21 protein-coding genes are annotated in these 20,316 nt (G+C 65.3%); 6 read left to right on the top strand and 15 right to left on the bottom strand.

Going from position 1 to position 20,316, the window contains the following annotated elements; all coding sequences use genetic code 11:
• Window positions 1-2: 2 nt before the first annotated feature.
• The 6 genes from rlmH to RN01_RS20870 all read right to left on the bottom strand — a co-directional run bounded on the left by rlmH (window position 3) and on the right by RN01_RS20870 (window position 5,144).
• Window positions 3-482 carry a 23S rRNA (pseudouridine(1915)-N(3))-methyltransferase RlmH gene (gene rlmH / locus RN01_RS20895; protein ID WP_017515052.1) on the bottom strand — a complete coding sequence of 160 codons (480 nt, stop codon included), beginning with the start codon at window positions 480-482 and terminating at the stop codon, window positions 3-5.
• Window positions 483-516: 34 nt separating this feature from the next.
• Window positions 517-1,263 (bottom strand): ribosome silencing factor, encoded by a 747-nt coding sequence (rsfS, locus tag RN01_RS20890; protein WP_024570715.1) that lies wholly within the window; start codon window positions 1,261-1,263, stop codon window positions 517-519.
• Window positions 1,264-1,307: 44 nt separating this feature from the next.
• Window positions 1,308-2,015 (bottom strand): nicotinate-nucleotide adenylyltransferase, encoded by a 708-nt coding sequence (locus RN01_RS20885; RefSeq protein ID WP_017515050.1) that lies wholly within the window; start codon window positions 2,013-2,015, stop codon window positions 1,308-1,310.
• A gap of 4 nt (window positions 2,016-2,019) precedes the next feature.
• Entirely contained in the window at window positions 2,020-2,931 is a 912-nt protein-coding gene (gene hemF, locus RN01_RS20880; RefSeq protein ID WP_017515049.1) for an oxygen-dependent coproporphyrinogen oxidase, read from the bottom strand.
• 134 nt (window positions 2,932-3,065) lie between these two features.
• Window positions 3,066-4,334: a phosphoribosylamine--glycine ligase gene (purD, locus tag RN01_RS20875; protein WP_008645173.1), complete on the bottom strand. Its 1,269-nt coding sequence runs from the start codon at window positions 4,332-4,334 to the stop codon at window positions 3,066-3,068.
• Window positions 4,335-4,418: 84 nt separating this feature from the next.
• Window positions 4,419-5,144, bottom strand: coding sequence for a YebC/PmpR family DNA-binding transcriptional regulator (locus tag RN01_RS20870; protein ID WP_017511220.1), 726 nt, complete (start codon window positions 5,142-5,144; stop codon window positions 4,419-4,421).
• 255 nt (window positions 5,145-5,399) lie between these two features.
• Between RN01_RS20870 and RN01_RS20865 the strand changes: the two genes are divergently transcribed.
• Window positions 5,400-6,935 carry a helicase HerA-like C-terminal domain-containing protein gene (locus RN01_RS20865; RefSeq protein ID WP_017511219.1) on the top strand — a complete coding sequence of 512 codons (1,536 nt, stop codon included), beginning with the start codon at window positions 5,400-5,402 and terminating at the stop codon, window positions 6,933-6,935.
• A gap of 114 nt (window positions 6,936-7,049) precedes the next feature.
• Here the strand turns inward: RN01_RS20865 and RN01_RS33200 are convergent, their stop codons facing one another.
• The 3 genes from RN01_RS33200 to RN01_RS20855 form a co-directional block, all read right to left on the bottom strand.
• Window positions 7,050-7,202, bottom strand: coding sequence for a DUF3149 domain-containing protein (locus RN01_RS33200; protein WP_008645176.1), 153 nt, complete (start codon window positions 7,200-7,202; stop codon window positions 7,050-7,052).
• Window positions 7,203-7,349: 147 nt separating this feature from the next.
• Window positions 7,350-8,000, bottom strand: a complete 651-nt coding sequence (upp, locus tag RN01_RS20860) for a uracil phosphoribosyltransferase (protein WP_008645177.1) — start codon at window positions 7,998-8,000, stop codon at window positions 7,350-7,352.
• A gap of 91 nt (window positions 8,001-8,091) precedes the next feature.
• Window positions 8,092-9,081, bottom strand: a complete 990-nt coding sequence (locus RN01_RS20855) for a tripartite tricarboxylate transporter substrate binding protein (protein WP_017511218.1) — start codon at window positions 9,079-9,081, stop codon at window positions 8,092-8,094.
• A gap of 244 nt (window positions 9,082-9,325) precedes the next feature.
• On the opposite strand from RN01_RS20855, the gene RN01_RS20850 reads away from it, so the two are divergent.
• From RN01_RS20850 to RN01_RS20840, 3 genes are read left to right on the top strand one after another with little or no spacing between them, the layout of a single operon-like run.
• Entirely contained in the window at window positions 9,326-10,213 is an 888-nt protein-coding gene (locus RN01_RS20850; RefSeq protein ID WP_024570716.1) for a DMT family transporter, read from the top strand.
• A 44-nt stretch (window positions 10,214-10,257) separates the two neighbouring features.
• Window positions 10,258-11,046 (top strand): SDR family oxidoreductase, encoded by a 789-nt coding sequence (locus RN01_RS20845; protein WP_024570717.1) that lies wholly within the window; start codon window positions 10,258-10,260, stop codon window positions 11,044-11,046.
• Between the two features lies 1 nt (window position 11,047).
• On the top strand, window positions 11,048-11,470 hold the full coding sequence (locus tag RN01_RS20840; RefSeq protein ID WP_008645189.1) for a methylglyoxal synthase: 423 nt from the start codon (window positions 11,048-11,050) through the stop codon (window positions 11,468-11,470).
• Window positions 11,471-11,494: 24 nt separating this feature from the next.
• Here the strand turns inward: RN01_RS20840 and RN01_RS20835 are convergent, their stop codons facing one another.
• The 6 genes from RN01_RS20835 to RN01_RS20810 form a co-directional block, all read right to left on the bottom strand.
• Window positions 11,495-11,788, bottom strand: a complete 294-nt coding sequence (locus RN01_RS20835) for a YkvA family protein (RefSeq protein ID WP_008645191.1) — start codon at window positions 11,786-11,788, stop codon at window positions 11,495-11,497.
• Window positions 11,789-11,920: 132 nt separating this feature from the next.
• A complete protein-coding gene (locus RN01_RS20830; protein ID WP_017511216.1) occupies window positions 11,921-13,063 on the bottom strand; it encodes a BMP family ABC transporter substrate-binding protein in 1,143 nt (380 codons plus the stop codon).
• A gap of 80 nt (window positions 13,064-13,143) precedes the next feature.
• The gene (locus tag RN01_RS20825; RefSeq protein ID WP_008645195.1) at window positions 13,144-14,064 is read right to left on the bottom strand and encodes an ABC transporter permease; all 921 of its coding nucleotides are present in this window, start codon (window positions 14,062-14,064) and stop codon (window positions 13,144-13,146) included.
• Between the two features lie 18 nt (window positions 14,065-14,082).
• Window positions 14,083-15,177: an ABC transporter permease gene (locus RN01_RS20820; RefSeq protein WP_008645196.1), complete on the bottom strand. Its 1,095-nt coding sequence runs from the start codon at window positions 15,175-15,177 to the stop codon at window positions 14,083-14,085.
• Window positions 15,170-16,738 (bottom strand): ABC transporter ATP-binding protein, encoded by a 1,569-nt coding sequence (locus RN01_RS20815; RefSeq protein WP_024570718.1) that lies wholly within the window; start codon window positions 16,736-16,738, stop codon window positions 15,170-15,172. The genes RN01_RS20820 and RN01_RS20815 overlap by 8 nt, the downstream gene beginning before the upstream one ends.
• Before the next feature lie 322 nt (window positions 16,739-17,060).
• Complete coding sequence (locus RN01_RS20810) at window positions 17,061-17,984, bottom strand: pirin family protein (RefSeq protein WP_017511214.1); 924 nt, start codon at window positions 17,982-17,984, stop codon at window positions 17,061-17,063.
• Between the two features lie 644 nt (window positions 17,985-18,628).
• Here RN01_RS20810 and RN01_RS20805 point away from each other — a divergent pair.
• Both RN01_RS20805 and RN01_RS20800 read left to right on the top strand, forming a co-directional pair.
• On the top strand, window positions 18,629-19,345 hold the full coding sequence (locus RN01_RS20805; protein WP_017511213.1) for an ABC transporter permease: 717 nt from the start codon (window positions 18,629-18,631) through the stop codon (window positions 19,343-19,345).
• A 10-nt stretch (window positions 19,346-19,355) separates the two neighbouring features.
• Window positions 19,356-20,306 carry a glycine betaine ABC transporter substrate-binding protein gene (locus RN01_RS20800; RefSeq protein WP_017511212.1) on the top strand — a complete coding sequence of 317 codons (951 nt, stop codon included), beginning with the start codon at window positions 19,356-19,358 and terminating at the stop codon, window positions 20,304-20,306.
• Window positions 20,307-20,316 lie beyond the last annotated feature (10 nt).

The raw sequence follows: 20,316 nt of genomic DNA, 5'->3' as shown, positions 1-20,316 counted from the left end.
ACTCAGGCGCGATGATACGGATGATTCTGCGTGACCGACCAGGCACGATAAAGCTGCTCGGCCAGCAGCACGCGCACCATGCCGTGTGGCAGCGTCAGGCTCGATATACGCAACAGTGTGTGCGCGCGTGCCTTGAGCGCCGGATCGAGGCCGTCCGCACCGCCGATCAGGAAGGCGACGTCGCCGCCTTCGCGCTGCCAGCCGGTCAGTTGCTCGGCCAGTTGCACGGTGGTCCAGTCCTTGCCGCGTTCGTCGAGCGCCACGATCCGGCACTGCTTCGACAGCGAGCCGAGCACGGCCTCGATGCGCGCGGCTTCGCGTTGCATCACCGTGGCGGCGTTATTGCTCGATGAACGGGCTTCCGGCTTGACCTCGCGAAGCTCGATGCGCAACTCGGGCGGCATCCGCTTGGTGTACTCGTTGAAACCGGTTTCGATCCACGCGGGCATCTTGTGGCCGACAGCCACGATAGCAAGTTGCATGAGAGATGCCCGGTGGTCGGTACGTCAGGAAGGGTCAGGCCGAACGCGTTGCGCGCTTGCGCGGTGCGGCGGTCTTGGCAGCAGCAGTCTTGGTCGCAGTGGTCTTGCGAGCCGTCGTTTTGGTGGCGGTGCCGGTTGCCGACTTGCGGGCCGGCGTCTTGGCGGCCGTGCCGGTCGTCGTCTTGCGAGCCGTTGTGGTCTTGCGTGCCGGTGCCTTGGCTGCGGTGCCCGTGCTGCTGGTCTTGCGCGTCGGCTTGCGGATCGTGGCGATCGCGTCCGGATCGGTGTCCTCGTGACCCATCGGCGGCGACGGCTCCTTCATGCCTTCCGGCAAACGGGCCAGCGCCGGGCGCAGGTTCGATGCGCGACGCACGCGCGGGGCCGGCTCGGCATCCTCGTCGTCCATCGGCTCGCTGGCCTTGGCCAGGCCCTTGCCAGCAGCCAGCTTCACGCGCACCGGCTTGTCGCCCCAGATCTCTTCCAGGTTGTAGTACAGGCGCAGTTGCGGTTGCAGGATGTGCACCACGGCGTCGCCGCAGTCCACCAGCACCCACTCGCCGGTCTCCAGGCCCTCGACCGCCACGATGTGGCCGCCGGCATCCTTGACCGTATCCCGTACCGACGCCGCCAGCGCCTTGGTCTGACGGTTCGAATTACCGCTGGCGATCACCACCCGGTCGAACAGTTCGGTCAGGTGAGTGGTGTCGAACACCTTGATGTCCTGCGCCTTCACATCCTCGAGCCCGTCGACGATCGCGCGCTGCAGTTTACGAATATCCATGGTGTCTTTCTTGTTCAGCTTCATTCGGTAGGGGGCGCGTCGGCTCAGGCCTGCTGGTACAGGCCGTGACGCGCAATGTAGTGTGCCACGCCGGCGGGCAACTGGTCATCCGCCGGATCATTCGTGATCGGGCCATCGGCCAGGCGCTGGCGCAGGCCGGTGGAGGACAGGTCGACGGCAAGCGTCTGGTCGATCCACATATGGCCGGAGGGCGTGCATTGTATCAGGTGCGTGTCCGCCAGCCGTTGCTGCATCGCGTCGAGCACCGGGCCGTCCAGTGCCGCGAGGTCGAAACCTGGGCGGGTGGCGATGCACAGGTGCACCTGCTCGAACAGGGCCTCCCAGCCGTGCCAGGTGTGCAGGCGCAGCAATTGGTCGGCGCCCATCAGCCAGGACATCGACGTGTCGGCGCCGTATTTGGCACGCAACTGCCGCACCGTGTCGATCGTGTAGCTCGGGCCCTCGCGCTCCACTTCCATGCGGCTCACGCGGACCTTGGCGCGGCCCGGATCCAGCGTGTCGGCGGCCAGTTCCGTCATGGCCAGACGGTCGGCGGCGGGGGTGACGTGGTCGCCCTTCTGCCACGAGTGGCCGGTGGGAATCCAGACCAGTTCGTCCAGATCCAGGTGATCGATGCACAACTGGGCCAGCGCAACGTGGCCGCGATGCGGAGGGTCGAAGGTGCCGCCGAGGATACCCAGGCGGTAGGGACGCTGCTGTCCGTTGGCGGTGGCCGGCTTCTTATCGGTCATCGATTCAGGCCCAGTCCCGCGCCGGCAGGAAATCGGTATAGAGCGCGGCTTCCGGAGTGCCCGGCTCGGGCTGCCAGTCATAGCGCCACGATACCTGCGGTGGCATCGACATCAGGATCGACTCCGTGCGACCGCCCGACTGCAGGCCGAACAGCGTGCCACGATCGAACACGAGATTGAATTCGACATAGCGGCCGCGGCGATAGGCCTGGAAATCGCGCTCGCGCTCGCCATAGGGGGCGTCCTTGCGTGCGGTGAGGATCGGCAGGTAGGCGGCGAGGAACGCATCGCCGACCGAGCGCAGCATCTCGAAGCTGCGGTCGAAGCCGAGCGCCGAGAAATCATCGAAAAAAATGCCGCCGATGCCGCGTGCCTCGCCACGATGGCGCAGGAAGAAATACTCATCGCACCACTGCTTGAAACGCGGATACAGGTCGTCGCCGAACGGGGTCAGCGAATCCTTGCAGGTGCGGTGGAAGTGCGCGCAGTCGTCGGCATTGCCGTAGTACGGCGTCAGGTCCATGCCACCCCCGAACCACCAGACCGGTTCCGCGTCGGGCTTCACGGCGATGAAGCAGCGTACGTTCATGTGCACGGTGGGCACGTACGGGTTGCGCGGATGAAATACCAGCGAGACGCCCATCGCCTCGAAGCTGCGGCCGGCCAGTTCAGGCCGGTTGGCGCTGGCCGACGGCGGCAGCGTGTCACCGCGCACGTGCGAGAACCCCACGCCGGCCCGCTCCATCACGGCGCCGCCCTCCAGGATGCGCGTGCGGCCACTGCCGCGCAGGCGCTCGGTGGGGGGCTTCTCCCAGTTATCGGTCAGGAACGCCTGGCCGTCGACAGCGGCGATGGCGTCGGTGATGCGGTCTTGCAGGCCGAGCAGATAGTCACGGACTGCCTGGGAATCGATCATGATGGGTGGGTCTGAATAGGCCGGTAGCAGGACAGCCGGGCGGCGGGCGCTCCGGCTGTCATTGCGGTGTCATGATTGTACCGGCTGGCTTCGCCCCACGTGTCGTGGGGCGAATGGTCGGATACCTGGGGTCATCAGCGCTTGATGGCGCGGTATCCGATGTCGGTGCGGAATTGCATCCCGTCGAAGCGGATTTGTTCCACTGCGGCGTAGGCGTTCTTCTGTGCTGCCTTGACCGTATCGGCCAGGCCCACCACGCAGAGCACGCGGCCGCCGGAGGTCAGCAGCGTGCCATCCTTGAGCGTGGTGCCGGCGTGGAACGTCACGGCGTCGGCGGTTTCCGCGGGGATGCCGGTGATCGCATCGCCCTTGCGCGGGTTTTCCGGATAGTCGTAGGCGGCCATGACCACGCCCAGCGCGGTGCGGCGGTCCCAGTCCAGCTCGATCTGATCCAGCTTACCGTCCACGGCCGCTTCCATCACGTCCACCAGGTCGGTCTTCAGGCGCGCCATGATCGGCTGCGTTTCCGGATCGCCCATGCGGCAGTTGAATTCCAGCGTCTTCGGGTTGCCGTTGGCGTCGATCATCAGGCCGGCGTACAGGAAGCCCGTGAACGGGATGCCGTCCTTTTCCATGCCACGCACGGTCGGCAGGATAATTTCGCGCAGCGCGCGCGCATGGAGCGCGGGCGTGACCACGGGGGCAGGCGAGTACGCGCCCATGCCGCCGGTGTTGGGGCCCGCGTCCGCATCCAGCAGGCGCTTGTGGTCCTGGCTAGTGGCTAGTGCCAGCACGTTCTTGCCGTCGACCATCACGATGAAGCTGGCTTCCTCGCCTTCGAGGAATTCCTCGATCACGACCCGGGCGCCGGCATCGCCGAGCTTGTTGTCGGCCAGCATCATGTCGACCGCAGCGTGCGCTTCTTCCAGCGTCATCGCCACCACCACGCCCTTGCCCGCGGCCAGGCCATCGGCCTTGATCACGATTGGCGCGCCTTGGGCGTCGATATAGGCGTGGGCGCCGGCGGCGTCGGAGAACGTCTGGTAATAGGCCGTGGGAATGCCATGGCGGTGCATGAAGGCCTTGGCGAAGTCCTTCGACGATTCCAGCTGGGCGGCGGCCTTGGTCGGGCCGAAGATACGCAGGCCGCGGGCGCGGAACACGTCGACGATCCCGCCAGCCAGCGGCGCCTCGGGGCCAACCACGGTGAACGCCACACCTTCACGCTCGACGAAGGCGGCCAGCACCTCCGGGTCGGTCAGCGGCACGTTCTGCAGACGCTTGTCCAGCGCCGTCCCGCCGTTGCCCGGTGCCACGTATACGACTTGCACCTTGGGGGACTGGGCCAACTTCCACGCCAGCGCGTGTTCACGTCCACCCGAGCCGACAACCAAAACTTTCATGATCCACTGCCAGAAAAGAAACGCATGCGAAAAGCGGCAGCTGGCTGGTGCCGGGCTGCCGCCATGGGGCGCGGCGCGAGAGGCTTATTCCTCGATCACCGCGTTGGTGAAGACTTCCTGTACGTCGTCCAGGTTTTCCAGCGCGTCCAGCAGCTTCTGCATCTTGACGGCGTCGTCGCCGACGAAGCTCACTTCGTTCTGCGGCTTCATTACCACGTCGGCCACTTCGGCCTTGAAGCCGGCGGCTTCCAGCGCGGCCTTGACCGCGCCGAAGTCATTGGGCGGGCAAGTCACTTCGATCGATTCGTCGTCGTTGGTGACCACGTCGTCCGCGCCGGCTTCCAGCGCGGCGTCCATCAGCTTGTCTTCCGGGGTGCCCGGGGCAAACAGGAACTGGCCGCAGTGCGTGAACATGAAGGCCACCGAACCTTCGGTGCCCATGTTGCCGCCGTGCTTCGAGAACGCGTGGCGGACTTCGGCCACGGTACGGGTGCGGTTATCGGTCAGGCAGTCGACGATGATGGCGGCACCGGCCAGGCCGTAGCCTTCGTAACGGATTTCTTCGTAGTTTGCGCCTTCCAGGCCACCCACGCCGCGCTGGATCGCGCGCTGGATGTTGTCCTTGGGCATGTTCGCGTCCATGGCCTTTTCCATGGCCAGGCGCAGACGCGGGTTGGAGTCGAATTCGCCGCCGCCGAGCTTGGCGGCAACGGTGATTTCCTTGATCAGGCGCGTCCAGACCTTGCCGCGCTTGGCGTCAGCGGCGGCTTTCTTGTGTTTGATGTTGGCCCATTTGGAATGACCGGCCATGTTTCTCTCCGTGGCGCAAAAACGAATCGTGCGGCGTGCAGCCGCTGTTGGCGCGGCGCGGGCGTGGATCAGGCTTCCTTGACAGTTGCTGACAATCCGGCGGCCGCGCCATGTGATTGATGTGCCAATCTGCTGGCTATAATCAGCGCAGGATTTTATCACGCGCCCCCGCCGCTCCGAAGCGCCATGCATCGCGCCTCTGCCGGTGGCCGCGGGTGCATTTCTACCCCGTTCATTCCCGCTTCCCGAGATCACATGGCCGATCCCATCCTCATCGCCAAGAATGCCGACCAAGAACTCGTGCTGTTGCCCGAAATGGGCAACCGCCACGGCCTGATCACCGGCGCGACCGGCACGGGCAAGACCGTCACGCTGCAGACGCTGGCCCAGGGCTTCTCGCGGCTGGGCGTGCCGGTGTTCATGGCTGACGTAAAAGGTGACTTGACCGGCATTTCCCAGGCCGGCCAGCCCACGGACAAGCTCAAGGCCCGCCTGGCCGAGCATGGCCTGCCCGAGCCGGTCTGGGGCGCGTGTCCGACCACGCTCTGGGACGTCTTCGGCGAAAAAGGCCATCCGGTGCGCGCGACGGTTTCCCATATGGGGCCGCTGCTGTTGTCGCGGATGCTCGAACTCAACGATACCCAGGAAGGCGTCCTGAACCTGGTATTCCGCATCGCGGACGCCAACGGCCTGCTGCTGCTCGATTCCAAGGATCTGCGGGCGATGCTCCAGTACGTGGGCGACAACGCGGGCCAGTTCACGACCGAGTACGGCAATATTTCGGCGGCGTCGATCGGCGCGATCCAACGTGGTCTGGTGGGGCTCGAATCGCAGGGGGCGGACAAGTTTTTCGGCGAGCCGATGCTCAATCTCGAGGACTTCATCCAGACCGAGAAGGGGCAGGGCGTGGTCAACATCCTGGCCGCCGACAAGCTGATGAACGCGCCGCGGCTCTACGCGACCTTCCTGCTGTGGATGCTGTCCGAGCTGTTCGAGAAGCTGCCCGAGGCCGGCGATCTGGAAAAGCCCAAGCTGGTGTTCTTCTTCGACGAGGCGCATCTGCTGTTCAACGATGCGCCCAAGGCGCTGCTCGACAAGATCGAGCAGGTCGTGCGGCTGGTGCGCTCGAAGGGCGTGGGTGTGTATTTCGTGACGCAGAATCCGGTCGATATCCCGGACACTGTGCTCGGTCAGCTTGGCAACCGCGTGCAGCACGCGCTGCGCGCATTCACGCCGCGTGACCAGAAGGCGGTCAAGGTGGCGGCCACGACGATGCGCGCGAACCCGAAGCTCAATCTGGAGCAGGTTATCGGCGAACTCGGCGTGGGGGAGGCGCTGGTGTCGTGCCTCGACGCCAAGGGCACGCCCTGCGTCACCGAGCGTGCCTGGGTGCTTGCGCCAGGCAGCCGTATCGGCCCGATCACGGACGACGAGCGTCGGGCGTTGATCGCGGGGTCCCTGGTGGCGGGTACCTATGAGAAAACGATTGACAGGGAATCGGCGTACGAGAAGTTGCGCGGCAACGCGGCGGCGTCGGGAACGGGAACGGCGGGGCCGGCCACTGGCGGCGCGGCAGGCGGGACAAGTGGTAGCGCGGAGCAGGGCGGCTGGCTCGATCAGGCTGGCGAGATCTTCGGCACGCTGACGAAAGGCACCGGCAAGACCGGGCGCGGCGATTCGATCCTCGAGTCGATGGCCAAGTCGGCGGCGCGGACGGTGGGTTCCCAGGTGGGACGGGAACTGATTCGCGGCGTGCTGGGCAGTCTGCTCGGCGGCGGCAAGCGCAAGTAGCCTGCGAAGCAGGACCAACGCCGATGCATCAAAACAAAACGCCCGCGCGATGCGGGCGTTTTTCATGGGGATGGTCAGGGGCCGGGGCCAGCGTCGGTGCCGCTGGCCAGGGGCTCAGTTGCCGCCGCGCCGCGCGGCCTCTGCGTCCTCGCGCATCTTGCGTGCGAACATCCGCGCAAAGAACGCGCCCATCCCGATGATGAAGGCAATGACGGCCAGACTGCCGAGCCCGGTGGGCGTTGTGAACAGGATCTTGATGGCTTCCATGTGGGACTCCCTTCGCTTTTATATTGATTCACCGTGTATGGCGGACAGTGTAGTCAGTACAAGTCACAGGGAAAGGCCATCCCACAAAAACATTGAGGCGCATCAAGCGCCTCAATTTCATTCAGACGAATCCAGTTCAGTTCGAGCTTAGTTCTTGGTGCCGAAGAGACGGTCGCCGGCGTCGCCGAGGCCCGGCACGATATAGGCATGGTCGTCCAGATGGTTGTCCAGCGAGGCGACGTAGAGCTTCACGCCGGGGTGGGCCTTCTGGAACACCTCGACGCCCTCGGGCGCAGCCACCAGCGCCACGAAGGTGATGGATTCGTCCTTGACGCCACGGCGCTTGAGCACATCCACCGCATGGGCGGCCGAATAGCCGGTGGCGACCATCGGGTCACACAGGATGAACGAGCGATCTTCCACGTCCGGCAGGCGCACCAGATACTCCACCGGGCGGTGCTGATCGTCACGATATACACCGATATGGCCGATACGCGCCGACGGAATCAGTTCCACCAGGCCGTCGCTCATGCCGACGCCGGCGCGCAGCACGGGCACGATCGTCAGCTTCTTGCCGGCGATGACCGGGGCGTCCAGCGGTACCAGCGGCGTGTCGATGCGGCGCGTGGTCAGCGGCAGGTTGCGCGTGATCTCGTAGCCCATCAGCAGCGTGATTTCGCGCAGCAACTCGCGGAACGTGCGCGTCGACGTTTCCTTGTCGCGCATGTGCGAGAGCTTGTGCTGGATCAGTGGGTGATCGAGGATGAAGAGATTGGGAAAGCGCGGATCTTGTTTCATGGCGGCAGGCTCGGAAATCGGGAAGGCCCTCCCTGGAGCGGGAGGGCCCTGTGCAGCGCGATTGTAATGGATGCGCGGGCCTGCCCGGTGGTCAGTCCACCGTGATCGCGGCCGACTTTGCGACCTTTCCGAAACGTTCGTATTCGGTCTGGGTCAGTGTCTGCAATTCGGCTGCACTCGAACCCTTCGGGTTGAAGCCGGCCAGGGCCAGCTTGTCGCGCACGTCCGGACGCGCCAGCGCTTCGACGAACGCCGCATTGAGCGCCTGCACCACTGGCGCCGGCAGGTTGGCCGGGCCGTAGACGCCGAACCATGGGTCCACGGCATAGCCCGGCAGTCCGGCTTCGGCCAGCGTCGGCACGTTCGGCAGCGACGGCGAGCGTGTCTTGCCAGCCACCGCCAGCGCGCGCAACTTGCCTGCCTGGATGTGCGGCAGCGAGGCCGGCAGATTGTCGAACATCACCTGGATGTGGCCGCCGAGCATGTCGTTGATGGCAGGGCTGCTTCCCTTGTACGGCACATGAGTTAGATTCGTCTGCGTCACCTGCGAGAACATCGCGCCGGCCAGGTGCATCGACGTGCCCGTGCCAGCCGTGGCATAGGTCAGCCCCGGATGAGCCTTCGCATAGGCGATCAGTTCCGGAACGGTTTTCACCGGCAGGCTCTCGCTCACCTCCAGCACGATGGTCGAGGTGCCGAGCAGGCTGATCGCCGTGAAGTCGCGCCGCGGATCGAACGGCACGTGCTTGTAGATATGCGGGTTAAGGGCGTTGGTCGAGATCGCGCCGAAGCCGATCGTGTAGCCGTCGGCCGGTGCCTTGGCCACGGCATCCATGCCGATGTTGCCACCGGCGCCCGGCCGGTTCTCGATGACGACCGGCTGGCCGAGCTTTTCGGCCACGCGCTGGCCCACGGTGCGGGCTACGAGGTCGGTGGTGCCGCCTGCGGCGTAGGGCACGATGAAGCGGATCGGCTTGCTCGGGAAGCTGTCGGCGGCAAAGGCGGCCGACGGCACGGCGAACGCGAGCAGGGTGGCGGACAGGATGGCACGGCGGCGCGCCGTGAAGCGGTAGGACGGCATGACTCGGGTATCTCCAGTTTCTTGTTGTTCCTGTCCGGCGCGCCGCTCTGGCGAGCCGGACAGGCGCCGGCCATTGTATGGGAAAGCAGGCATTGGCGCGGCCCCGGCGAGCATTGCGTCTTTTGGCATACAATCGCCGGGTTCCCGCCAAGCGCCGCACGAATCGAACGTGCCGGCCCGGCGTATGCCCGAACTGCGTCCCCCCGTGCCTGCCTCCCAGAAGTCTTTGTCTCCGCCCGTCGAAGTGCCTGCCGCACAGCGCGTCGGGCTTGCCGTCGCGGCCATCGGCGCCGTGCTTTTCTCGGCCAAGGCCATCGTCGCCAAGCTGATGTACCGCTACAACGTCGACGCCGTGATGGTGATCACGCTACGCATGTTGTTCGCGGTGCCGTTGTTCATGGCGATCGGCTGGTGGCAGGCGCGCAAGCTGCCCGCGTTGTCCTGGGCCGATCGCGGCCGTGTGGTGTTCCTGGGCTTCATCGGCTACTACCTGTCGAGCTTCCTCGATTTCATCGGGCTGCAATACATCACCGCGAGCCTCGAGCGGCTGATCCTGTTTCTGACTCCTTCCTTCGTGCTGCTGACGACCGCGCTGGTCTTCCGCCGGCCTATCGCGGCCCGCCAGTGGATATCGCTGCTGCTGGCCTATGCGGGCATCGTGCTGGTGTTCGCGCACGACCTCGACGTGAGCGGCCCGCAGGTCTGGCTGGGCGGCGCGCTGGTGCTTGGCAGCGCCATGTCGTATGGTGTGTATCTGATCCTGAGCGGTGAACTGGTGCAGCGCGTGGGATCGCTGCGGCTTGTCGCCTATGCGATGTGCGTGTCCACGTTCTGCTGCGTGGTGCAATATCTGGCGTTGGGCCGGCCGATCGCGGAACTCGCGCAGCCGGCGCCGGTAATGTGGCTGTCGGTGGTGAACGCGGTGTTCTGCACCGTGTTGCCGGTGTCGCTGACGATGATCGCGGTGGCGCGGATCGGTGCGCCGATGGCGTCGCAGGCTGGCATGATCGGTCCGGTCTCGACGTTGCTGCTGGCGTTCTGGCTGCTTGGCGAGCCAATCAGCGGCGTGCAGATGATCGGTAGCGCCCTGGTGCTCGGCGGCATGTATCTGCTTTCGACGAAGAAAGCCTGAATTCGAAAATTCGAGAAGAATCAACCAAGGAAGGAGAGCAAGAAATGGATCTCGGACTGCGCGGTAAGCATGCGCTGGTGTGTGGCGCCAGCAAGGGGCTCGGGTTTGCGTGTGCCGATGCGCTCGCGGCGGAAGGCGTGGATGTGGTGATCGTGGCGCGTGGCGCCGAGCCGCTGGAGAAGGCAGCAGCCGATCTGCGCGCCCGTCACGGCCGCCGCGTGCTGGCGGTGGCTACCGACATCACCACGCCGGAAGGCCGCAAGCTTGCCCTCGACGCAGCCGCAAAGCTGGGCGATCTCGACATCCTGGTCAACAACGCCGGCGGCCCGCCCCCGGGCAACTTCCGCGACTGGGGCCGCGATGAATGGCTCAAGGCGCTCGACGCCAACATGTTGACCCCGATCGAACTGATCAAGGCCACGGTCGATGGGATGATCGCGCGCCGCTGGGGCCGCATCATCAACATCACGAGCGGCGCGGTGAAGGCGCCGATCGACGTGCTGGGCCTGTCCAACGGCGCCCGCTCGGGGCTGACCGGCTTCGTCGCCGGCCTGGCGCGCGAAGTGGCGCAGCACGGCGTGACCGTCAACAACCTGCTGCCCGGACCGTTCAACACCGATCGTCTCTACAAGACGATGGAAGGCGGCGCGCAGAAGGCTGGCATCAGCGTCGATGAAATGGCGCAGCGCCGCGCGGCGTCCAACCCGACGCGCCGCTTCGGCGACCCGGCTGAGTTCGGCGCTACCTGCGCGTTCCTGTGCAGCCGCCAAGCCGCATACATGACCGGCCAGAATGTGCTGCTCGACGGCGGTGCGTATCCGGGGACGTTCTGACATGCGCAGCAAGCCACGCATCGCGCTGATCGCGCACGATCACAAGAAGGATGACATCGTCGCGTTCGCGGGTCGCCATCGGGACTTCCTGGCCCAGTGCGACCTGCTGGCCACCGGCACCACCGGCGGCCGGATCGCTGCCGAAACGGGGCTGCCTGTCGCGCGGATGCTGTCCGGCCCGTGGGGCGGTGACCTGCAGATCGGCGCGCAGCTCGCGGAAGGCCGCGTCACCGCGGTGGTCTTCCTGCGCGATCCGATGACGCCGCAGCCGCACGAACCGGATATCAACGCGCTGGTGCGCGCGTGTGACGTGCACAACGTGCCATGCGCGACGAACCTTGCCACGGCGGAACTGGTGGTCGTGGAACTTGCGCGGATCTGCTTTGAGGAAGATCAGGCAGCCGCCGACGACGCGGCACCCTGAGGAAGTACGGTAGTAGTACGGCAGTCAGCGCGACCGCACGGTGGTCGCGCTGGCGCGCATTTCAGCCTGGCGCAGGATATGCGGCGGCAGGCGCTTCAGAATCAGATGGATGGCGAGTGGAATCAGCACGACGTCGTCCACGATGCCGAGTCCGGCGATGAAGTCGGGAATCAGGTCGATCGGCGAGATCGCGTAGAGCAGCAGCCCGGCTGCGGCGGGTTTCAGCCACGGCGGCGAGTCCGGGTGGCGCAGGGCAAACCAGAATAGCCGGCCGTCACGTCGTACCAGCGTCCACAGGGCTGAGAATCGTTTCCACATGGTGGGCCTCCTCGATCACATGTCACGCATGCGCGTGAACAGCTAGTTTGGGCTGCCCGGAGCCGATTCAAGTTCCTTTGGTTTTCTCCCCACTCCCGCAAGGCGGGAGTGGGGAACCAGTCACCAGGTCAATCAGCCCGGAACGTTCCCTTCCACACCTTCCACGTAGAACTTGATGTTGTGGAGGAAGTTGTCGTCGGCCACCTGATCCTTGGTCAGCTGTTCCTTGCCGGCGTTGTCCTTGAGCGGACCCTTCCAGATCGGCGCGGTGCCGTCGATCACACCCTTCTTGCGCTCTTCCACCAGTGCCTTGACGTCATCCGGCACCACGGTGTTGAAGCCCTTCAGGTCGATCATGCCTTCCTTCAGGCCCCACCACGTGGTGTTGGGCTTCCACTGGTTGTTGAGCACGTCCTCGACCACCTTGTTGTAGTAGACGCCCCACGAGATCACGGACGCGGCCAGGTGAGCCTTCTCGCCGAACTTGCTCATGTCGCTGTCCCAGCCGAATGCGTACACACCCTTTTCCTGTGCGGTCTGCACCACGGCGGCCGAGTCGGTGTTCTGCATCAGCATGTCTACGCCCTGGCCGATCAGCGTCGTGGCGGCTTCACGTTCCTTGCCCGGATCGAACCACTTGTTGACCCAGACCACCTTGACCGTGGCCTTCGGGTTCACGCTGCGCGCGCCCAGCGTGAACGAGTCGATGTTGCGGATCACTTCAGGAATCGGCACCGACGCCACCACGCCCATCTTGCCGGTCTTGCTCATCTTGCCGGCCACCACGCCAGCCAGGTACGCGCCCTCATAGGTGCGCACGTCGTACTGCGCCAGGTTCTCGGCGGTCTTGAAGCCGGTGGCGTGCTCGAACTTGACGTCCGGGAACTCCTTGGCCACCTTCAGCATGGATTCCATGTAGCCGAACGTGGTGCCGAAGATCAGTTTGTTGCCCTGGCTGGCCAGGTCGCGGAACACGCGCTCGGCGTCAGCGGCGGACTCGGGCACGTTCTCGACGAAGGTGGTCTTCACCTTGTCGCCGAACTTGGCTTCGACGGCCTTGCGGCCCGCGTCGTGGGCATAGGTCCAGCCGGCGTCGCCGACCGGTCCGATGTAGACGAACGCCACCTTCAGCGGCTCGGCAGCCGCAGCGGCCGGCGCAGATGCCGGGGCGGCGGTTTCGGCCGGCTTCTCGGCTTCCTTCTTGCCGCAGCCGGCCAGCGCCAGTACTGCGGTGGCGGCCAGGGCCGCGAGGGTGGTCCTGCGTGTGACGATCATCGATCTCTCCTAGTAGAACGTCTTGTGATGCGTTTGTGATTCGAGTTGTGGTTCGACTTCGTTTGACTGCTGAAAACGGGTCACGCGTTGCCGGGGCGGAACGGCTTGCCGAGCGAGGCCGGCATGTTCAGGCGGATCCAGGCCGGGTTACGCGAAATCAGTGCCAGCACGACGATCGTCGCCGCGTACGGCAACATCGACAGGAACTGCGACGGCACCGATACGCCGATACCCTGCAGGTAGAACTGCAGAATCGTCACGCCGCCGAACAGCCAGGCGCCGATCAGCACGCGGCCAGGACGCCAGGTTGCGAACGTGGTCAGCGCCAGTGCGATCCAGCCACGGCCGGCCACGAGGTTTTCCACCCACATCGGCGTGTAGACCAGCGACAGGTACGCGCCGGCAAGGCCGCAGCACGCACCGCCGAACAGCAGCGCGCAGAAGCGGATCCAGCGCACCGGATAGCCGAGCGCGTGCGCCGATTCGGGCGATTCGCCGATCGCGCGCAGTGTCAGGCCGGCGCGTGTGCGGAACAGGAACCACATGATGGCGAAACACAGGGCCAGGCTGAAATAGACCATCCAGTGATGCTGGAAGAACGCCGGGCCGACGAATGGCAGGTCGGCCAGATATGGGACCGACTTGGCCTGCGCGGGCATCGCGTAACCGACAAAGCGCTGGGCGATGAATGCCGACAGGCCCGTGCCGAAGATCGACAACGCCAGGCCGGTGGCCACCTGATTGGTGGCCAGCACCAGCGCGAGCCACGAGAACAGCGTGGCCATCAGCATGCCGGCCACGGCGCCCGCGACAAAGCCGAGCATCGGCGACTGGGTCTGGTAGCCGACCATGAAGCCGAATGCGGCGGCCACCAGCATCATGCCTTCAGCACCAAGATTGAGCACGCCGGCGCGTTCGTTGATGAGCAGGCCGAGCGCGGCCAGCAGCAGCGGGGTGCCGGCGTTGATCGCGGTGGCGATCAGGGGAGCGAGTTGTTCCATGTTCTTGTGGGCTCCGGATCAGGCGGCGCGGGCGCGCCAGCGCAGGCGGTTATCGATCAGCGTGTCGCAGGCCAGCAGGAAAAACAGCAACATTCCCTGGAACACCCAGCCGATTGCCGACGGCAAGCCCAGTCGGGACTGCGCCATCTCACCGCCGATATAGAACAGCGACATCACGATGCCGCCAAACACGGCGCCCACCGGATGCAGCCGACCCACGAACGCGACGATGATCGCGGTAAAGCCGTAGCCCGGCGAGATCGACGGCAGCAATTGACCGATCGGGCCGGTGACCTCGAACGCGCCAGCGAGCCCGGCGGTGCCGCCTGAGACCATCAGCGCGCTCCACAGCGCATTGCGCGACGAGAACCCGGCGTAGCGCGCGGCCAGCGGCGCGGTGCCGCCCACCTGCAGGCGGTATCCGGCAAAGCTGCGGAACACGAACACGGTCATGATGACCACAAGCACCAGCATCACCGCGAAGCCCACATGCAGGCGCGAGCCGGGCAGCAGGTTCGGCAGCAGGAATGCCGAGGAGAACACCTTCGACTGCGGGAAGTTCATGCCATTCGGGTCCTTGAGCGGCCCATTGACGACCCACAGCAGCAGTTGCTGCGCGATATACGTCAGCATCAGCGAGACCAGGATCTCGTTGGCATTGAAGCGATCCTTCAGCAGCGCGGTGACGGATGCCCACACCATGCCGCCGACGACACCCGCCAGCGAAGCCAGCACCAGCACGACGAAGCCGCTGGTGGTGTTGCCCGGCGTGTCGAACCAGAGCACGGTGGCCCCGGCGAAGATGCCGCCGAGAATGAGCTGGCCGTCCGCGCCGATATTCCACACATTGGCGCGATAGCAGACGGAGAGGCCAAGCGCGCAGAGCACGAGCGGCACGGTCTTGAGCAGGACTTCGCCGATCGCCCGCTTGTCCTTGAGCGGATCGACCAGGAAGACCTTGAGCGCGGCCATCGGATCCTTGCCGATCAACAGGAACAGCATGGCGCCGAACAACAGCGTCAGCACGATCGCGAATAGCGGCGACGCATAGGCCATGCGGCGCGAGGGGACACCGCGCGGCGCGAGCACGACGGGGGAGAGGAGCTTAGCCATGGGCGGTCACCTCCGCGGCAACGCCGTCATGCTGGCTGGCTGGCCCGCCTTCCCATAGCCCGCTCATCCATAGGCCCACTTGCTCGCGCGTGGCCGATTCCACCGGAATCGACGGCGACAGGTGGCCCTTGGCGACGACGTGTAGCCGGTCGCAGATCGCGAACAGTTCGTCGAGTTCTTCGGAGACGACGAGAATTGCGCAGCCGGTAGCCTTGAGCGCCAGGATCTCGTTGTGGATCTGGGCGGCGGCGCCGACGTCGACGCCCCAGGTTGGCTGGGCAACGATCAGCACCTTCGGACCGGTCTCGATCTCGCGGCCGACAATGAACTTCTGCAGATTCCCGCCCGAAAGGCTGCGCGCCAGCGCGGCGGGGCCGCTTGCCTTGACGCGGAAGCGGTTGATGATGCCGGCCGCCAGGCCATCGGCGGCCTTCGGTGACACCATGCCATGGCGGACGAACGGCGGCGTCTGGTGAGAGAGCAGCGTGTTCGACGACAGGCTCATGCCCGGCACCGCGCCACGGCCCAGGCGCTCCTCGGGAACGAAGGCCAGGCCGGCGCGGCGACGGCCACGCGCATCAAGCTTGCCGACCGCCTTGCCGTCGAGATGCACGGCTGTACTTGCCGTGCGTGCGTCTTCGCCGGACAGCGCGGCCAGCAGTTCCTGCTGGCCATTGCCGGAAACGCCGGCGATGCCGACGATCTCGCCCGCATGGACATCCAGCGAGATACGCTGCAGTTCGGTAGCGAACTGGTGCGCGGGCGGCAGCGACAGATCGCGCACGGCAAGCCGGACCGGGCCGCGTTCGGCAGTCACGCGGGCTTCGCGCGGCGGCTCGCCGCCAATCATCATGCGCGACAGCGACGCGGCGCTTTGCTCGCGCGGATCGCACACACCCGTGACCTTGCCCATTCGCATCACCGTCGCGTGATGGCACAGCGCGCGGATCTCGTCGAGCTTGTGGCTAATATAGAGAATGCTTGTGCCCTCGGCGGCCAACTGGCGCAGCGTGACGAAGAGCGTTTCCACGGCCTGCGGTGTCAGGACCGAAGTGGGCTCGTCGAGAATCAGCAACTGGGGATTGGCCAGCAGCGCGCGCACGATCTCTACGCGCTGGCGTTCGCCCACGGAGAGCGTGTGCACGTGCCGGTGCGGCTCCAGCGGCAGGCCGTAGCGTTCGGCCGTGGCGCGAATTCGCTCGGCGAGCTGCTTCATGCTGCCGATGTCCTTGGGGGGCAGCCCAAGCGCGATGTTCTCAGTCACGGTCAGCGTATCGAACAGCGAGAAATGCTGGAAGACCATCGCGATGCCCAGGTTGCGGGCGTCATGCGGGCTGTTGATCGATACTGGCGCCCCATTGAAGTGCACCTCGCCGGCGTCGGGGCGAACCGCGCCGAAGATGATCTTCATGAGGGTGGATTTGCCGGCGCCGTTTTCGCCAAGGACGGCATGGATTTCGCCGGGTGCGACGCTAAGGCTGACGTCGTCATTGGCGGTCACGCCGGGATAGCGCTTGGTGATATGCGCAAGCGCCAGCCTGGAGGGAGTTTGTAATGTCACTGAGGCGGCTCGAATTGTTGTGGCAGCAACGTTGAGATCAGGCACGTGACAGCGGCTGTGCGTGGCGCAGCATCGCTGCGCGGCAGGTCGTCATCATCATGGTTGCGTGATGCCCGGAATTTGCGGTGAATTATATAAGTGCGTGGGGGTTCGGCGGGTCACTTTGACCCCTTTCCCATGCCCCACAACGGTTCCAGGAAGGTTGCAAGTCGCGTGCCGACCACAGTGGCAAAGAAAAACCGCCGCTGGGCCGGGGAAACCCCGACCCAGCGGCGGCTGGGTGCACGTCGGGCGCGTCGGGCGACGCGCTCAGACGGTCAGGTCAACTGGCCTGGTTCGCCGGAATCGTGGCGAAACGGCCATCGCGGAAGTCTGCCAGGGTCTGGTAGATCTGATCCTGCGTATTCATCACGAACGGGCCGTACTGCGCGATCGGCTCGTTCAGCGGCTGACCTGCGATCAGCAGGAAGCGCGCGTCCTCATTGGCCTTGATCACGACCCCGTCGGCACGGGTGGCGTTGTCGAGCACCCCCATGCGCTGGGCCTCAACCACGGCGCCATCGGCATCGCCCACGGTGACCGCGCCGCGATAGACGTAGAGGAACGCGTTATGGCCGGCCGTCAGCGTCTGCGCGAACGTCTGGCCCGCGGGCAGGTGCACGTCGAGGTACAGCGGCTGGGTAACTGGCCGCGTCACCGCGCCCGCCACCCCATGCGAGGCGCCCGCCAGGACGCGCACGGTGCCGCCCGATGGCAGCGCCACGGTCGGGATGGCCGACGCCGGCATGTCGCGATACCACGGCGTCGTCATCTTGTCCGCAGCCGGCAGGTTCAGCCAGAGCTGGAAGCCCTCCATGCGGCCGTCTTCCTGCTCCGGCAGTTCCGAGTGCACCACGCCGGCGCCTGCGACCATCCATTGCGCGCCGCCGTTTTCCAGCAGGCCTTCATGGCCGGCGCTGTCGCGGTGACGCATGCGGCCGGCCAGCATGTAGGTGATGGTCTCGAAGCCGCGGTGCGGGTGATCGGGGAAGCCGCCGATGTAGTCGTCCTTGTTGTCGGTGCCAAAGGCATCGAGCATCAGGAACGGATCGAGCCTGCGCTGCAGGTTCTGCGTCAGCACACGGGTCAGCTTGACGCCGGCGCCGTCGGACGTGGCAATGCCGCGAACCACGCGGTCCACGCTGCGCGAACGCTGCACGGCTTCCGTGGCGGTTGCCGGAACGGTTTGGATGCGGGTGGTGTCCATGAATTTCTCTCCATTGAGACGGCGCTCTGGCCGTCGGATCTACCCACTCAATGTAAGGCTTTGGCGCCAAAGCGGTAGTGGGGCAGGAGGCAACAGATTGTTCTGTGTATGGGACGAGAATGGGTATGTCCTGCGCATTTTTGCAACGCCGCGGTGGCCGGAAAATGCCGGCGAAATCGGGTCATTGAGGCGTCAGAATTCGCGATGATGACGAAATCGCAGAAGATGTGTATAATAGCGCTCTCTTTGTCATCCGTTGACGTGAATTTCGATGGGCTCGGACCTTTCCTGAACCCCGCGAAGCGTTATCCGTCAACGGCCGATTGACCTGGCGGCGCTCCACCGAAGCGCGTTTGACACGACATCAGTCGCCGCCACTGGCCAGCCCTCCGGGTTGCGCCGCAATCTGCGGGTTCTGGCTTCTTGCTCGAACCCCATCAACAGGGTGATTCGCCACTGCCATCGGTGGTGTGACACCCGAAAGTCCGTCCGCCGGCAATCGTGCCGGTCATGGCGGCAAGGCAATCTGAAACGGGCCCCGGCGGGCACCCCCAATCAACTCCGCCGGCCCCTTTGTTTTCCGCATTTCGGAAGTGGCGGCGAAATCTCTTTCGCTTTTCGTTCCGGAAGAGGAGAGAGGGAATATGTCAAAGCAAACCATCCGGGCATTTGCCTGGAGTGGCGTCGTTGCCGTCGCACTGGCGGGACTCGTCGCCTGGATTGGCGTCGATGTGATCAACCAGTACCAGGAACGCCTGCTCTACGATGTGGTCGATCACCTGCGCCTCGTGGCCATTTCGATGGCGCTCGCGCTGGCTACCGGCATCCCCGCCGGAATCGGACTGAGCCGCCCCTGCATGCACCGCTGGGCCGACCGGCTGATGCAGATCTTCAACGTCGGCAACACCGTGCCTTCGCTGGCGGTGCTGGCGCTGGCGCTGGCGGTGCTCGGCATCGGCGAACGGCCCGCCATCCTGGCGCTGTGGCTGGCATCGCTGCTGCCGATCGTGCGCAATACGTACGAGGGCCTGCGCAATGTGTCGCCTGCCTTGCTCGAAGCCGCGCGCGGCATCGGCATGACGCCGTGCCAGCAACTGATCCGCGTGGAACTGCCCAATGCGCTGCCCGTGATCCTGGCCGGCGTGCGTATCAGCCTGGTGATCAATGTTGGCACCGTGCCGCTGTCATTCCTGATCGGTGCCAACAGCCTTGGCGAACTGATCTTCCCGGGCATCTACCTGAACAACCAGTCGCTCCTGCTGCTGGGTGCCGGCGCCACCGCGCTGCTGGCCCTCACGCTGGACGCGCTGTTCGCCACCGCTGGCCATGTCTACCTGCGCCGCCGCGGGCTGGCACGCTGAGGAATCATCCATGAGATCCAACAAGAACCGACACCGTTCGCCGTTCTCCGAGAGCCGGCTCTACTGGCTGGTCGTCGCGCTGGGCGCGGCGTTCGCGGCGATCCTGCTGACCACCGCTCCGGCACGCGCGCAGAGCGCCAGCGATCCGGTGCGCATCGGTGGCAAGAACTTCACCGAACAGCTGATCCTGTCGTCGATGACATCGCAGTACCTGCGTGCCCACGGTGTCGACACCACGTTGACCGCGGGGCTGGGCAGCACGCTGATGCGCCAGGCCATGGAGTCCGGTCAGCTTGACGTCGTGTGGGACTACACGGGCACGGCGTTGATCGTCTTCAACAAGGTCGAGGAAAAGCTGGACGGCCCGCAGAGCTACGCGCGTGTGAAGGCGCTCGACGCGGCCAAGGGGCTGGTTTGGCTCGATCCGTCGGCCATCAACAATACGTACGCGCTGGCGATGCCGAAGGAGCGCGCCGGCACCGCCACCACGCTATCCGCGTATGCCGAGAAAATGCGTGCCGACGGCGAGGACAAGCGGCACCCGCTGGCGGTGGACATGGAATTCGCCGCGCGCCCTGACGGACTCGATCCACTGAAAGCCGCCTACGGCTTGCCATTCACGCGCAAGGACGTCATCCAGCTCGATCCGGGCCTGGTCTATACGGCGCTGAAGAATAACCAGGTGGACCTGGGTCTCGTCTATACGACCGATGGCCGAGTGAAGGGCTTCGATCTGGTCCTGCTCGAGGACGACCTGCATTTCTTCCCGCCGTACAACGCGGTGCCCGTGGTGCGCAAGGCCGCGCTCGACGCGCATCCCGAACTTGCCGACCTGCTCAACGCGCTCGCCGCCAAGCTCGACAACGCGGCGATGACCGATATGAACTATCAGGTCGACATCGACCAGCAGCCAGTGGACAAGGTGGCGGGAGACTTCCTGCGCAGCCATGGCCTGATCTGAGGAGCCCATC

Origin of the sequence: Cupriavidus sp. SHE (assembly GCF_000812445.1) — a bacterium.
GTDB lineage: Bacteria > Pseudomonadota > Gammaproteobacteria > Burkholderiales > Burkholderiaceae > Cupriavidus > Cupriavidus metallidurans.
This window is presented reverse-complemented; position numbering and strand designations above follow the sequence as displayed.